This is a genomic window from Lachnospiraceae bacterium (genome assembly GCA_022794035.1).
In the GTDB taxonomy this organism is placed as follows: Bacteria; Bacillota; Clostridia; order Lachnospirales; family Bianqueaceae; genus CALWPV01.
In genome coordinates this window covers 42,129-55,042 of record JAAWDX010000012.1, presented here as the reverse complement: position 1 = coordinate 55,042, position 12,914 = coordinate 42,129, and the positions used below count along the sequence as shown (strand labels likewise).

12 protein-coding genes are annotated in these 12,914 nt (G+C 45.6%); 8 read left to right on the top strand and 4 right to left on the bottom strand.

Features of this window, described 5'->3' with window-relative positions:
• The first annotated feature begins 111 nt into the window (after nucleotides 1-111).
• From HFE64_09515 to HFE64_09490, 6 genes are all read left to right on the top strand, one after another.
• Nucleotides 112-942 carry a hypothetical protein gene (locus tag HFE64_09515; protein ID MCI8633698.1) on the top strand — a complete coding sequence of 277 codons (831 nt, stop codon included), beginning with the start codon at nucleotides 112-114 and terminating at the stop codon, nucleotides 940-942.
• Nucleotides 943-1,046: 104 nt separating this feature from the next.
• Complete coding sequence (locus HFE64_09510) at nucleotides 1,047-1,526, top strand: DUF4358 domain-containing protein (GenBank protein MCI8633697.1); 480 nt, start codon at nucleotides 1,047-1,049, stop codon at nucleotides 1,524-1,526.
• 2 nt (nucleotides 1,527-1,528) lie between these two features.
• Nucleotides 1,529-2,926, top strand: coding sequence for an MBOAT family protein (locus HFE64_09505; GenBank protein MCI8633696.1), 1,398 nt, complete (start codon nucleotides 1,529-1,531; stop codon nucleotides 2,924-2,926).
• 2 nt (nucleotides 2,927-2,928) lie between these two features.
• Entirely contained in the window at nucleotides 2,929-4,053 is a 1,125-nt protein-coding gene (locus HFE64_09500; protein ID MCI8633695.1) for a hypothetical protein, read from the top strand.
• 330 nt (nucleotides 4,054-4,383) lie between these two features.
• Nucleotides 4,384-5,616 (top strand): UDPGP type 1 family protein, encoded by a 1,233-nt coding sequence (locus HFE64_09495; GenBank protein ID MCI8633694.1) that lies wholly within the window; start codon nucleotides 4,384-4,386, stop codon nucleotides 5,614-5,616.
• Nucleotides 5,617-5,648: 32 nt separating this feature from the next.
• Nucleotides 5,649-6,212: a hypothetical protein gene (locus HFE64_09490; protein ID MCI8633693.1), complete on the top strand. Its 564-nt coding sequence runs from the start codon at nucleotides 5,649-5,651 to the stop codon at nucleotides 6,210-6,212.
• 116 nt (nucleotides 6,213-6,328) lie between these two features.
• On the opposite strand, the gene HFE64_09485 is transcribed toward HFE64_09490, so the two are convergent.
• The 4 genes from HFE64_09485 to HFE64_09470 are packed head-to-tail and all read right to left on the bottom strand — an operon-like array spanning nucleotide 6,329 to nucleotide 10,884.
• The gene (locus tag HFE64_09485) at nucleotides 6,329-7,756 is read right to left on the bottom strand and encodes a 4Fe-4S binding protein (protein MCI8633692.1); all 1,428 of its coding nucleotides are present in this window, start codon (nucleotides 7,754-7,756) and stop codon (nucleotides 6,329-6,331) included.
• A 21-nt stretch (nucleotides 7,757-7,777) separates the two neighbouring features.
• On the bottom strand, nucleotides 7,778-8,953 hold the full coding sequence (locus HFE64_09480; GenBank protein MCI8633691.1) for a SpoIIE family protein phosphatase: 1,176 nt from the start codon (nucleotides 8,951-8,953) through the stop codon (nucleotides 7,778-7,780).
• Entirely contained in the window at nucleotides 8,946-10,598 is a 1,653-nt protein-coding gene (locus HFE64_09475) for a 4Fe-4S binding protein (protein ID MCI8633690.1), read from the bottom strand. Before HFE64_09475 ends, HFE64_09480 begins: the two co-directional genes overlap by 8 nt.
• Before the next feature lie 43 nt (nucleotides 10,599-10,641).
• Nucleotides 10,642-10,884 carry a (2Fe-2S) ferredoxin domain-containing protein gene (locus HFE64_09470; GenBank protein ID MCI8633689.1) on the bottom strand — a complete coding sequence of 81 codons (243 nt, stop codon included), beginning with the start codon at nucleotides 10,882-10,884 and terminating at the stop codon, nucleotides 10,642-10,644.
• Nucleotides 10,885-11,128: 244 nt separating this feature from the next.
• Here HFE64_09470 and HFE64_09465 point away from each other — a divergent pair, with 244 nt between their 5' ends.
• Together HFE64_09465 and HFE64_09460 are read left to right on the top strand one after the other, a co-directional pair.
• On the top strand, nucleotides 11,129-12,046 hold the full coding sequence (locus HFE64_09465) for a LysR family transcriptional regulator (GenBank protein ID MCI8633688.1): 918 nt from the start codon (nucleotides 11,129-11,131) through the stop codon (nucleotides 12,044-12,046).
• Complete coding sequence (locus tag HFE64_09460; protein ID MCI8633687.1) at nucleotides 12,046-12,897, top strand: NAD(+)/NADH kinase; 852 nt, start codon at nucleotides 12,046-12,048, stop codon at nucleotides 12,895-12,897. Before HFE64_09465 ends, HFE64_09460 begins: the two co-directional genes overlap by 1 nt.
• Nucleotides 12,898-12,914: the final 17 nt, after the last annotated feature.

The window sequence follows — 12,914 nt, the reverse complement described above, 5'->3', positions numbered from 1 at the left end:
TTAAATATTATTAACTTTGCCAATGAGGGGTTTACAGGAGCTGGGGGGTGTGATAGAGTAGTCTTTACCAACACACGAAATACAGAGAGAAGATAAAGAGGTAGAGCAGGGATGAAGCGGGCAGAGCTGGGTATAATGGTTGTTTTATTATGCATTTTTATTGTACTGGTGATTAAATCAGGCGTTTTGGGAACGGATACATATGAAGAGGAGAGTTCCCGATCGCTCACAACAGAATCTTCGCAGGAAGACGCGCCGGGAAATGAATCACAGGATCCGGCAGGCGAAGTGAGTATACCCGATGTTTCAGATTCTGCCTCTATGGAAAGCTCGGCGCCAGCCGAAAAGGCGGAGCTTTCATATTTGGATGACGCGGTCTTTATCGGAGATTCCCGCACACAGGGCTTGCAGCTGGGAACGGGTCTGACGACGCCCCGTTTTTTGGCGGAGAGAGGGATGAGCATCGATAAAATGGGTGAGGATGCGCTCTATGAGCTGGCAACAGGCCAGATGGGAACGGCATATGATGTGCTGGGAGAAAAGACATATGGAAAGGCATATCTGATGTTTGGCATCAATGAAATTGGCTGGCCCTATCCAGAAATTTTTATTGAAGACTATCGCAAGCTGGTTCGTAAGATCAAGGAATTGCAGCCGGGAATCGTGATCTATGTACAGGGCATTATTCCGGTTTCAGCAGAAAAGGATGCAGAGGGTGATGTCTTTACCAATGCAAGAATTGCAGAACGCAATCAGATGATCAAGGCAATGGCCGAGGAAGAGAATTGTGTCTATCTGAGCCCGGGCGATGCGCTGATTGGGGAAAACGGAGCCCTGCAGCCTGATGCTTCGACGGATGGAATCCATTTAACAGCAGAATATTGTGAGCTATGGTTGGATTATTTATTGCAGCATACGGTAAAAGGCGGCAAGGCAATTTAGGCTAATCAAGCTCCTGAGCCGCCTTTTGAGTTTGGCGCAAAGCGCCAAACTCCAGAGCTGAACTTGTGGTAAAATAAATAAAAACGGGAAAGGATAAACGGGGAATGGGAAAAAAGGTTCATTATGCACTGGTGCTGCTTTGGGTGAGCGTATGGATGACTTTTATGGGAGGATGCGCCTCAAAAGAGGAGTGTCAGATTGACATAGAAAAGCTCGCACAGCGGCTCAGCAGCGAAATTAGCTATGAGGATCACGTGACGCTGAGCACAGAGGAGATGGCACTGCTGCTGTATAATCTGCAGGCAGACCAGATTAAGGAGGCATATCTCTATTTAAGCGCGGGAGCGACAACAGAGGAGATTGCCGTCTTTGAATGTTCGGACGAAAAAACGGCTATCACAGTGAAGAAAGCGGCAGAGCAGAGGATCCAGCAGCAAAAGGAAAGCGTAAAAACCTATAATCCCAAGGAACTGCAGCGGCTCGAACAGGCATTGGTGCAGACAGAAGGACCTTATGTGATCGTCAGCATTTCAGGCGATCCTGAGCTGGCGCAGCAAATTGTTAACGAAGTCATGGAAAGATAATTATGGTATTTAGCAGCGTAACTTTTATTCTAGGCTACTTGCCCCTGGTTTTGATTTTATATTATCTGGCGCCGCGCAGGGCGCGCAACGGGATCCTGTTTCTGCTCAGCCTGCTATTTTATGCGTGGGGAGAGCCGGTATATGTAATTTTGATGCTGATCTCTACAGCGGCAGATTACTCCTTCGCGTTATATGCAGATCGATGGAATCAAAAAGGAAATCATAAAAAAGCCCGCAGAGCGATCTATGCCACAGTGATTTTTAACTTAGGTATGCTGGGCTTTTTTAAATATACAGATTTTTTGATTGGCACGATGAACAGCGTTCTGGGGACTGAGCTGCCTCTTCTTAATTTGCCGCTTCCGATTGGAATATCCTTTTACTCATTTCAGACTATGTCATATACGATTGACGTATATCGGGGAGAAGCGAAGCCTCAAAAAAGTCCGCTGGATTTGGGAGCCTATGTGGCGCTTTTCCCACAGCTGATAGCCGGCCCCATTGTGCGGTATACGACAATCGCCCATGAGCTAAATCACCGGCAGGAAAGCTGGGATCAGGTGAGTGAAGGGCTTTCACGCTTCATGATTGGATTGGGAAAAAAGGTGCTGATTGCCAATCAGGTGGGGCAGGTTTTTGCGGCGCTGACCGCATCAGGAGCAGAAGAGCTGAGTATACTTTCAGCGTGGCTGGGGGCTGTTTGTTTTGCCCTGCAGATTTATTTTGATTTTAGCGGATATTCCGATATGGCAATTGGACTTGGCAAAATGCTGGGGTTCAATTTTTTAGAGAATTTTAATTATCCGTATATTGCAAAGAGCATTACCGATTTTTGGCGGCGCTGGCATATTTCGCTGAGCTCCTGGTTCAGGGACTATGTTTATATTCCGCTGGGAGGCAATAGAAAAGGGAAAAGAAAGCAATACCGAAATATATTCATTGTGTGGCTCTTGACGGGAATCTGGCACGGAGCTGGCTGGAATTTTGTGATCTGGGGACTGTATTATGCAGCATGGCTTTTGCTGGAGAAGGCATTATTAGGCAGGTATCTGACTAAGCTGCCAAAGATTTTGCAGCATGCGTATGCCCTGCTGATTGTATTGATTGGCTGGGTCATTTTTTCCATAGAGGATTTAGCGATGATGAAGCTTTGGCTGCAAACCATGTTTGGCCTGAGCGGCGCACCGCTGCTGAGCAAAGGGGCGCTTTTTTACTTGAAAAATTATGGTATTTGTATTATCATGGGCATGGTAGCATCGATTCCATGGCATAAAAAATGGCACTGGAAAGAAACCAAGCTGGCAGTTTTAGAAAACGTAATATGGATTGGGCTCTTTATCATTTGTATGGCTTTTTTGGTGAGCGATACCTATAATCCATTTTTATATTTTAGGTTTTAAGTATGAGAACAAATAAAAAATGTACCGTATTCATCATTGGGGGGCTCATCCTGGTATTGATTCTAGGGCAAATGTGGACGGCCGGCAAAGGATTTTCTGCTATGGAAAACCGCTATTTGGCCGCGATGCCGCAGGCAAACTGGCAGAACATTCGCAGCGGAGCCTATATGGAAGATCTGGAAACCTATATGGCAGATCATATTCCATTTCGAGATCAATGGATTCAGCTTAAAAATTCAATAGAACGCCTGAACGGGCGGGAGCAGATTGGCGATATATATTTTGCCGGCGATCATCGGCTGATTGAGGTGAAAAATATTTCATTTGAGCAGCTGGAAGCCAATATGCAGACACTGGCAGCGTGGACAAAGAAGCTGCCGGAGACCGTTCATACTGAATTTCTGCTGGCACCTACTGCTTCCTGGATTTATCAGGATGAGCTGCCTGCATACGCGCTGACATATTCACCACAGCAGGCACTTGAAATCATTCGTGAAGCACTGCCAGAATCGGTTTATTTTGTATGTGCTTATGATGAGCTTGTCGGGCATAAAGAAGAAGCTATTTATTTTAAATCAGATCATCACTGGACAATGCGCGGAGCTGCCTATGCCTATCAGGCGCTGATGGAGAGCAGAGGAGAGAGCGTAGCAGATATCATGACGAGAGAAATTCGGTGCATGAGCGAAGAGTTTAAAGGAAGCCTTTATTCGCAGGCGCCGGTGTTTGGATATCCGCAGGAGCAGTTTTGGGTGATGGATTCCCCAGGCCTGCATGCAGTATGGACCGCAGAGGGAAAAAGCGCTACCGTGCTGATGCCGGAGATGTTTGAAAAGAAGGATCAATATACAGCCTTTATGGGAGGCAATTATGGACTTACCAGAGTGCATAATGAAGCGGCCGAGCGGCAGGAGACCCTGTTGCTGCTTAAAGATTCCTATGCGAATAGCATGGTGCCATTTTTAGCAGAAGTATATCAGGAAATCATCATGATCGATTTGCGGTATTATCGGGAAAACCTGTCAGAGCTGATCGAGCAGGAGCAGATCAAGCAGATTCTCTGCTTGTATAATATGGACTTTTTGTGTACAGATCAGAGCTTTGTTTGGCTAAAAGCGCGGTCTTAAATTTCTCTATATTCAAGTGTTTGAACCGCGCTGCGAGTTGCTACGCAACTCTGATGTAAAAGGTATGACGGACGTAGCTAGCTATTACTGTGTATTCAAAAAAAAGAGCTACGTTTTGAGTTGCTACGCAACTCTGACATAAAAGGTATGATGAGGTGCGGTCTTAAATCTCTCTATATTCAAGTATTTGAACCGCGCTGCGAGTTGCGACGCAACTCCGGTGTAAAAGGTATGACGATGTGCGGTCTTAAATTTCTCTATATTCAAGTGTTTGAACCGCGCTATGAGTTGCTTTGAGACTTTATATTCTAAGCGAAAGAGGAGGATATGATGAATCAATATGAAATGATGTACAAAACCCTGCAAGAGCACGGACAGGAGCATGTGCTTCGGTTTTATAGCCAGCTGAATCAAGAAGAAAAGAGGGAGCTGGAAAAGGAGATCGAAAGTTTAGAGTATACGATGATCGAAGAAGCAATGCGCAGTAATCCAGAGACCAATCAGGATCAGATAGCACCCATCCAGACGCTTACCCAGCAGCAAATTAAGCAGCAGGAGGAGCGCTTTCGCTGTATAGGAGAGCAGGTACTAAGACAGGAAAAGGTGGCGGCTGTTCTTTTAGCCGGAGGGCAGGGCAGCCGGCTGGGCTTTGATGGCCCCAAAGGCACGCTGAACGTAGGCATCACAAAACCATTATATTTATTTGAAATTCTCCTGCGTAACATAGAGGCCAACACCAAACCATTAGGAGCGCATATGCACCTGTATATCATGACAAGCGAACGCAATCATGAGCAGACCGTAGCCTTTTTTAAGGAGCATCAGTTTTTTGGATATCCGCAGGCGTACATTCACTTTTTCAAGCAAGATATGGCACCGTCTTTGGATCATCAGGGAAAAATTCTCTTAGAAGAGAAGGGCAGGATATCGCTGACCCCTAATGGCAATGGCGGCTGGTTCAGTTCTCTGCAAAGAAATGGAATGATTGCTGAAATGAAGGAAAATGGAATTGAATGGCTCAATGTATTTTCAGTGGACAATGTACTGCAAAACATTGGTGATCCGGTATTCATCGGAGCCACGATTGCCAATGGACATGCGGCGGGCGCCAAAGTAATTGCGAAGGTAAATCCTGATGAGAAGGTAGGAGCTATTTGTCTGCGCAATGGCCGGCCCTCTGTTGTTGAATATTCAGAATTGACAGATGAGCTAAGAAATTCCATGGACGAAACAGGAAATTACAAGTATAATTATGGCGTTACCCTAAATTATCTTTTTCACATTGAAACCACGGAGAAAAGGGCTAATGAAAAAATGCCGATCCACAGGGCCAATAAAAAAATCGAATGTATAGATGCCGAAGGCAATCCAGTACATCCGGAGGAGCCCAATGGCTATAAGCTGGAAACATTTATTTTTGATATTCTGGCATTCTTTGATGCGGTGACCGTCTTTGAAGTCATACGCGAAGACGAGTTTGCACCTATTAAAAATCGGGTTGGCGTAGATTCCCTTGATTCAGCCAGAGCGTTGTTAGTGAAAAAGACCGGTATAGACTTATAATCGCCGCCAAGCGGCAAAATGGAGGATGTCAAATGAAAAAACCTTTTGTTATTGCCATCGCAGGATGCTCTGCAAGTGGAAAATCTACTTTTACACAAATGCTTCTGGAAGATTTTAAGGAGTATCAGGTAGGGCTTTTGCCGACCGATCAATATTTTAACCGTCCCCTGCCAAAGATGACCTCACCTCTGTCAAATTTGGAATATGATGATTATAATTGCCCGGAATCACTTAATTTTGAGGCATATTATGAGGCAGCAAAGGAGATTTGCAGCCGCGAGGATTTGGATATTGTCATTTTAGAAGGACTGACCGTGCTTTATTTCCCAGAGCTGCGTGAGCTGGAGGATTTAAAGATATATATGGATCTGGATCCAGAGATTCGCATGTACCGCAGAATCGTCCGCAATATGAAAGCAGGGCGGGGAACGATGGAGGATATCGCAGACTTTTATTTAAACTCTGCCAAGTACAGTGAAACAAAATATTTTATTCCGACGAAGCTGCAGGCCGACATCGTATTAAATGGACATAATTTCCAAGGAAAAGGTAAAGAATTAATAGAAAACTATGTACGAAGCTGTGTAGAAAAATAAAGCAGCTTTGTAGAGAGATTCTGAAAAAAGAAACCGACCTTCCAATCATTAGATTTTGGTCTAATGGGGAGGTCGGTTTCATAATTTGCAGGATCTTTTTTACTGTCAGCAGTTCATTACTTTAAAACATGAATCGCGTCACTGATCGTCTTTTCCAGAGCCTCACGGCCATAGACGTCAACCTGACGTTTATCCTTTTCTTCATGCGTTAGGCAACCGGCGCCGCCGATACACCCACCGGTACAGGCCATGCCTTCAATGAAATTCTCAGGCAGCTTACCGGCATTGGCTTTTAAGAGAGCCATACGGCACGCCTCAATTCCATCACAGGAGATAGGCCGGTAATCGTAATCCTCCATGCCATGCTCCTTCAGAGCCTGACGGACAGCATCGGCCAGACCGCCGCTGCGGGCAAAGATACGGCCATAATAAGAAGCATTATCCAGCACATCTTCCGGGAGAGATTCCAGCTCGATGTCGCGACTGCCAAACAGAGCCTGCAGCTCCTCGAAGGTCAATACACAGTCGATATAAGGCCGTACGCTTTCCAGCTGAAATTCTTTTTTCTTAGCGGTGCAGGGGCCGATAAAGATAATCTTACAGTCAGGATCGGCTTCTTTCATTTTTTGTGCAATCGCTGCCATCGGAGAAAGATTGTGGGAAATATGATCAATCAGCTTGGGGAAATTCTTTTTCACATAATCAACGAAGGCGGGGCAGCAGGAGCTTGTCAAAAAGCCTTTTTCGGCCAGCTCGGCAGATTCCTGATAAGCAACCAGATCAGCACCCCAGGCCGCTTCAATGACGCTGAAGAAACCAAGCTCTTTGATGCCGGTGATCACCTGTCCTAGCTTCACTTGTGTGAACTGGCTGGCAATAGAAGGGGCAACCACAGCATATACCTTGTATTTCTGGTTATTTTCGCTACCCTTAAGAAAATCAATTGCATTCAGCATGAACGATTTATCCATGATAGCACCAAAGGGACACTGATATACGCAGGCGCCGCAGGAGATGCATTTATTGTCATCAATCGAAGCAGCTTTGTCCTCATTCATGGAGATAGCATTCACCTTACAAGCAGTTTCACAGGGGCGTTTGTAGTTTTTGATGGCAGAATAAGGGCAAACCTTGCTGCAGGCACCGCATTCTACACATTTATCCTTATCAATGACAGCCCGCTGATGCATATCAAAAGAGATGGCGCCCCGCTTGCAGGCAAGCTCGCAGCGATGGGCGATACATCCGCGGCAGGCATCGGTCACGGCATATCCGCCGACAGGACACTCGTCGCAGGCAATATCAATGACTTCAATGACGTTAGGATTGGATTTATTGCCGCCCATAGCAAGCTTAACCCGCTCCGCCGCAATGGCGCGCTCTTTATAGACGCAGCAGCGCATCGTCGCTTTTTTGCCGGGGATGATCTCTGTTTTTAAAATTTCGGTAATAGAATCACTCAGATCGCCCTGCCAGTGGTGCCGGGCAACAGATTGAAGTACACGATATTTTAAATGCTGTACATGTGTATCGTACTTAATCATAATTCCTCCTAGTTATAAGTATTAGAAATAACTGATTTTGACTTGTTTACCCATCTTGCGCAGACAGGTACAAAGCTCATCGACCAGGCGCATCTTGATATTAAAATTGATGGGCAGATCCGGATTTTGATGAGCCGGGTTCATGGCGCGGCCAACAAAGAAATTGATATCGGTTGCTTCTTCAAAGAGCAAGCGAGAGATCAAAGAAGCGCCGTCTTTTTTATAGCTCCACTGGGAATAGCTTTCATTATCCTCAAGATAGTTTTTTGCATATTCCACTACTCGGTTAATCGTAATTACACCTTCGGTAACCAGATCCACTCCCTTGATTTTACTGGTAGGCGGAATATCCGGATCCAGATAGAGCGGCAGACCGGTATCCACGACGGTTCCCAGATAGGCGGCCGCAAGAGTAGAGGTGGTGCCGCCGGAAACGATATGTTTTCCTTCCTTGGAAAAGAAAAGAGACATCATTTTATTGACATCTTGCGGATCTGCAGGAGGTCCGATCATTAAATTCATAGGATTTCGCTTGCGCAGTTTAATCGTACAAACAGTGGTATCATCGCCGGGCATGTATCCATAGAGCTTATTACATTCGTTGAGTAGAATGGTGCTCAGCGTTTTGGCCGTATAATCCTTGTCATACATGACCTCCATAAAATCGATGATGTTGTCACGCTGCCAGCCATAATTCAGCTCTTCTCCGATGCCGGCATAAATAGCGCCGTCACTCATCATAATAAAGGTATCATATTCCTGAAGGCGAATGCGGGATTTATAAACATTCTTACCTTCAATCTGAAGAAGCTGCTTGGGATAATCCAGATGAACGCCGTCGCGCAGCAGAATGACATCCGGATTATCAAACTGGATGATCTCAGCATATTCATTTTCTACCACGCGAATAATGGTGAAGGTCGAGTAGGCCACACCGCGCACCTGACAAACGGGCAGTGTTGAAATGATCGTATGTACACAATCCTCGATGCTCATATTGGCGGCCATCATAGTAGAAATGATTTTAGAAGTTAGGGTAGAGAGGATATTAGCCTTTACGCCGCTTCCCAAACCATCTGCTAATACGACTACAGTAGAGTTGCTGCCCTGTGGAACAACCTCCACGCGGTCGCCGCAAAGGTTTTCCCCTTTTTTATTCAGGCTGTAGTAGCCGATATCCGTACATAGATTATTCATCTTTCAACGACTCCTTCAGCTTGGTGAGCGCGATTTTGGTTTCAGCTGTTGTTTCACCCAAGAGAGAAGCGATTTCCTGTACAACGCGCATTTGTTTATCGATCACCTTATCTGTGATCTCAATCGTCTGCTGGCTGATGCTTTCCTTTTGCGTGCGCTGTGCTTCCTCGTCCGTTACATCACGCATAAAACTCATGAGGACATGATAGCTGCGGTCATAGATAACTGTCTGCTCTACATAGCGGCGGTATTCAGCAAGATACACACGGCGCGCATAAATATTGCGGCCATTTTCCAGAACCTCAAGAAAGATATTCGGATCCAGAATACGCACAACCTGATCCCCCAGAACATCACTGATATTGCGAATATTCATGAGCTTACGGGCGGCGGCATTGATTTGCTGAACCTCCAGCTGTTCATTTAAAACGATGATGCCATTGGGCGTGTTTTTAATAATGGTATCGGAGAAGGATTCTGCCTTTTCTTTCAAGAAGGGAAGACACATGTTCAGATCAGCCTTTCCCTGAAAAACAGCGATCGCCTTTTCACGGCAGGTATTGTAGCCGCAGCTTCCGCAGTTTAATTCGTCAGCTTCGGTATTTTTTCCCATTTTTCGCAGAATATCCAATATAGCAGCTTCATCAGGAAGTGCAGGATGGATCTCCATGGAATGGAATGCCTTATGAATATCGTCGAGCGGCGGAAGGGAAACGCCAAAGCTCTCTTCTCCGGCATAATCAGATACCCGTTTATAATTCATAACGGGAGAAGCCGCGTTTTTCTCCATAGCAGGGCCGCTGATGCAGCTCCCGGAACAAGCAGACATTTCAATAAAGCAGTGATTAAGATTGCCCCGGAGCACTTCTTCGATGGCATTTTTACAATTTTCTACGCCGTCCAGCGCTAGATAAGAATAATTGGAATTTTGCTGGAACATGCTGCGCAGGATACCACCGGAGGTGGGGAAGATACGGGATCTTGCTTTGGCAGTCTCTTCATCAGTGACGGCATCAATTTGAATACCTGCTTCTAAAAGCCATTTAGTCAGTTCAGGGAAGGTGAGAACACAATCGACGATACCGGGATATTGATCACCTTCGTCTTTTTTAGAGATGCAGGGGCCAATAAAGACAGTCTTGGCCTCAGGAAATTCCTTTTTGATCTGGCGGCAATGCGCCTGCATCGGGGAAAGTACGGGAGCCAAATAAGGAAGAGCCTCAGGATAATGCTTTTGAATGAGCAGATTGATAGAGTGACAGCAAGAGGATATGAGCACATCTGCTTTTTCTTCGTCAATCATCTGATCATAATAGGTTTTAACGATTTCGGCGCCGATCGCAGTTTCCTGAGCATCTGCAAAACCTAAAGCTTTTAGCGCTTTGCGCATAGAGGCGATCGTAGCCCCCGGATAGTTGGCCACAAAAGAGGGTGCGATACTGGCATAAACAGGGGCACCCTGACGGATTAGGTTTTTCGCTTTATCAAGATCATCACGGATGATTTTTACATTTTGAGGACAGACTAAATAGCACTGGCCGCAAAGAATACATTCCGTGTCAATAATCTGTGCTTTCCCAGAGGAAAAGCGGATGGATTTTACCGGACAGTGCCGGATACATTTATAGCAGTTTTTACAGTCCATCCTTTGATCGGATAATAAACATTCAGCCACTTTAGAAACCTCCTTAGCTTAAACGGGGCTTTACTTCATTTTCAAAGAAACTGCGAGCCGTTTCGGGCTGTACGGAGAAGAGCTCTTCACCGATTTTTACGCTGACACCGTGCATACAGTTTCCCATGCAAAAAGCGCCGTTCAGAGTTACCTGATCTTCCAGATGATTTTCTTCTACTAATTTTTGAAGAATTTCAACAATCTCACGAGATCCTTTTAAATGACAGCTGCTGCCGATACAAATTGTAACTTTCATAAGTACGCCTCCATGCTAATATGAATAGGATTTTATTTGGATAAAGGGCGCGGCGCCTATGCGGCTCCGTCCAAAAAGACACCTTTTCCAGATTGCTAAAATTATAACATACAGGAACAATTCCGTCTATAAGAGAAAGAGAAAAAGTGTTTATAAAAACATTCCAATTTAATTGACAGGTCATATGAAAATCGGTATACTTAACAAGATACAGAAGCTTTTGCGCAGAGAAGGAGGAAAGCCTATGAATATTTCTCATTTACGATATGCAGTGGAGGTCGAAAGAACAGGCTCCATTACACGGGCAGCAGAAAATCTCTATATGGGGCAGCCTAATTTGAGCAAGGCAATTAAAGAGCTTGAAAATTCAGTTGGGCTTACGCTCTTTAGCCGAACCTATCACGGCGTATCGCCAACCGCACAGGGCAAGATTTTCTTGGATCAGGCCAGAGAGGTGCTGAGCAAAATTCAGGAAATGGAATCTCTTTATCAAAACAGGGGAGAGGCCGTGACCTTTTCTGTTTGCATTCCCAGAGCCAGCTATGCTTCCTATGGGATTGACCGGTTTATCAATCGCCTTAAAAAGGATCAGGGCTTCAGCATTGATATTCAAGAGACAAATACAATGCGTACGCTGGAGCGCGTGGTAAATGGCGAATGCAATATGGGGATTATGCGCTGCGTCAAGGAGCGCAGGGCTTATTATATGAATTTGATCGAGGAAAAGCACTTAAGCAGCCGCTCTCTGTGGAGCAGCCGTTTTTTGGTTGTGATGTCGCAGGATAATCCGCTGGCGGAAAAAGAGAAGCTTACGCTTGAGGACCTGCAGAATGGCATTAGTCTGGAACATGGCGATGAGGAGCTTCCGTTTATTGTAAAAGAGCGGCATGCCGGCAAGAATCATCAGAACGATAAAAGTATTCTGGTGCATGAGAAGTGGAGTCAGTTTGAAATGCTGCAGAAGGTTCCGGGAACATATATGTGGGCAGCGGCGCTGCCGGCATCGCTGTTAAAAGAAATGAAGCTGGTGCAAAGACCATGCAATTTGGAAGAGAACTGGCTGGAGGATATTTTGATTTATCCGGAGTATTATCATATGACAGAACTGGACAAAGCATTTATAAGCAGCTTAGAAGAAATGAAAGCAGAGATAGAAGATTGATGATAAGGAAAGTATTGGTTTATCCGAATGAAAAAAGAGACTGTGCTTATTGCCATACACAAAAAGCGCTCTCTTTTTTAAGAAGTCAGGGCGCCGAGACTTATGTACCCTCAGACATGGTGGAAGTAGTAGGGGCCGAGCCCTTGCAGAGAAAAGAAACGCTTGATTTGGCGATCGCACTGGGCGGAGATGGCACGATGATTCAGGCGGCACATTTTCTTTTGGGAACGGGAGTGCCGATCCTGGGGATCAACCTGGGAACGCTGGGCTATCTGACGGAGGCAGAGCCGGGAACGCTCGAGACATCTTTGCAGCAAGTTCTGGAGGGGCGTTTTCAGGTGGAAAGCCGGCTGATTTTGGAGGCAGAGGTGACGCCGTTTGGCCACGAAGAGCAGAAAGAGCTGTTATGGGCCATCAATGATTTTGTGATTCACCGCAATTTGCTGGATGGTTTATTAACGATCGATACGTATGTAAATGATGATTTTCTGGCTAAATTTAGAGCTGATGGCGTGATTGTGGCTTCGCCCTGCGGTTCAACAGCTTATAATTTTTCTGCAGGAGGTCCCATCCTCAATCCTGTTGCCGATAATTTGATTTTGACGCCTCTATGCAGCCATGCTATGATGGACCGCTCGATCGTGCTGATGGGACAGGATCAGCTGCGGTTTCAGATTGCTGCCTCCAGCAAAGGAAAGGAAGCACTTTTAAGTGCGGATGGAGCGCAGACCATTTCGCTGTCGGAAGGAACATGGATTTCTGTTAAGAAAAGTAAATACACATTTCCCATGGTCAAGCTGCTGCAGCGCAGCTTCTATGAGGTGCTGCAAAAGAAAATGCGGCCTTTATAACCTTTGATATGGTTACA

Bases quoted from the DNA above. Each gene is read 5' to 3' on its own strand.
- HFE64_09515 (MCI8633698.1), top strand. From the start codon at position 112: ATGAAGCGGGCAGAGCTGGGTATAATGGTTGTTTTATTATGCATTTTT.
- HFE64_09510 (MCI8633697.1), top strand. From the start codon at position 1,047: ATGGGAAAAAAGGTTCATTATGCACTGGTGCTGCTTTGGGTGAGCGTA.
- HFE64_09505 (MCI8633696.1), top strand. From the start codon at position 1,529: ATGGTATTTAGCAGCGTAACTTTTATTCTAGGCTACTTGCCCCTGGTT.
- HFE64_09500 (MCI8633695.1), top strand. From the start codon at position 2,929: ATGAGAACAAATAAAAAATGTACCGTATTCATCATTGGGGGGCTCATC.
- HFE64_09495 (MCI8633694.1), top strand. From the start codon at position 4,384: ATGAATCAATATGAAATGATGTACAAAACCCTGCAAGAGCACGGACAG.
- HFE64_09490 (MCI8633693.1), top strand. From the start codon at position 5,649: ATGAAAAAACCTTTTGTTATTGCCATCGCAGGATGCTCTGCAAGTGGA.
- HFE64_09485 (MCI8633692.1), bottom strand. From the start codon at position 7,756: ATGATTAAGTACGATACACATGTACAGCATTTAAAATATCGTGTACTT.
- HFE64_09480 (MCI8633691.1), bottom strand. From the start codon at position 8,953: ATGAATAATCTATGTACGGATATCGGCTACTACAGCCTGAATAAAAAA.
- HFE64_09475 (MCI8633690.1), bottom strand. From the start codon at position 10,598: ATGGACTGTAAAAACTGCTATAAATGTATCCGGCACTGTCCGGTAAAA.
- HFE64_09470 (MCI8633689.1), bottom strand. From the start codon at position 10,884: ATGAAAGTTACAATTTGTATCGGCAGCAGCTGTCATTTAAAAGGATCT.
- HFE64_09465 (MCI8633688.1), top strand. From the start codon at position 11,129: ATGAATATTTCTCATTTACGATATGCAGTGGAGGTCGAAAGAACAGGC.
- HFE64_09460 (MCI8633687.1), top strand. From the start codon at position 12,046: ATGATAAGGAAAGTATTGGTTTATCCGAATGAAAAAAGAGACTGTGCT.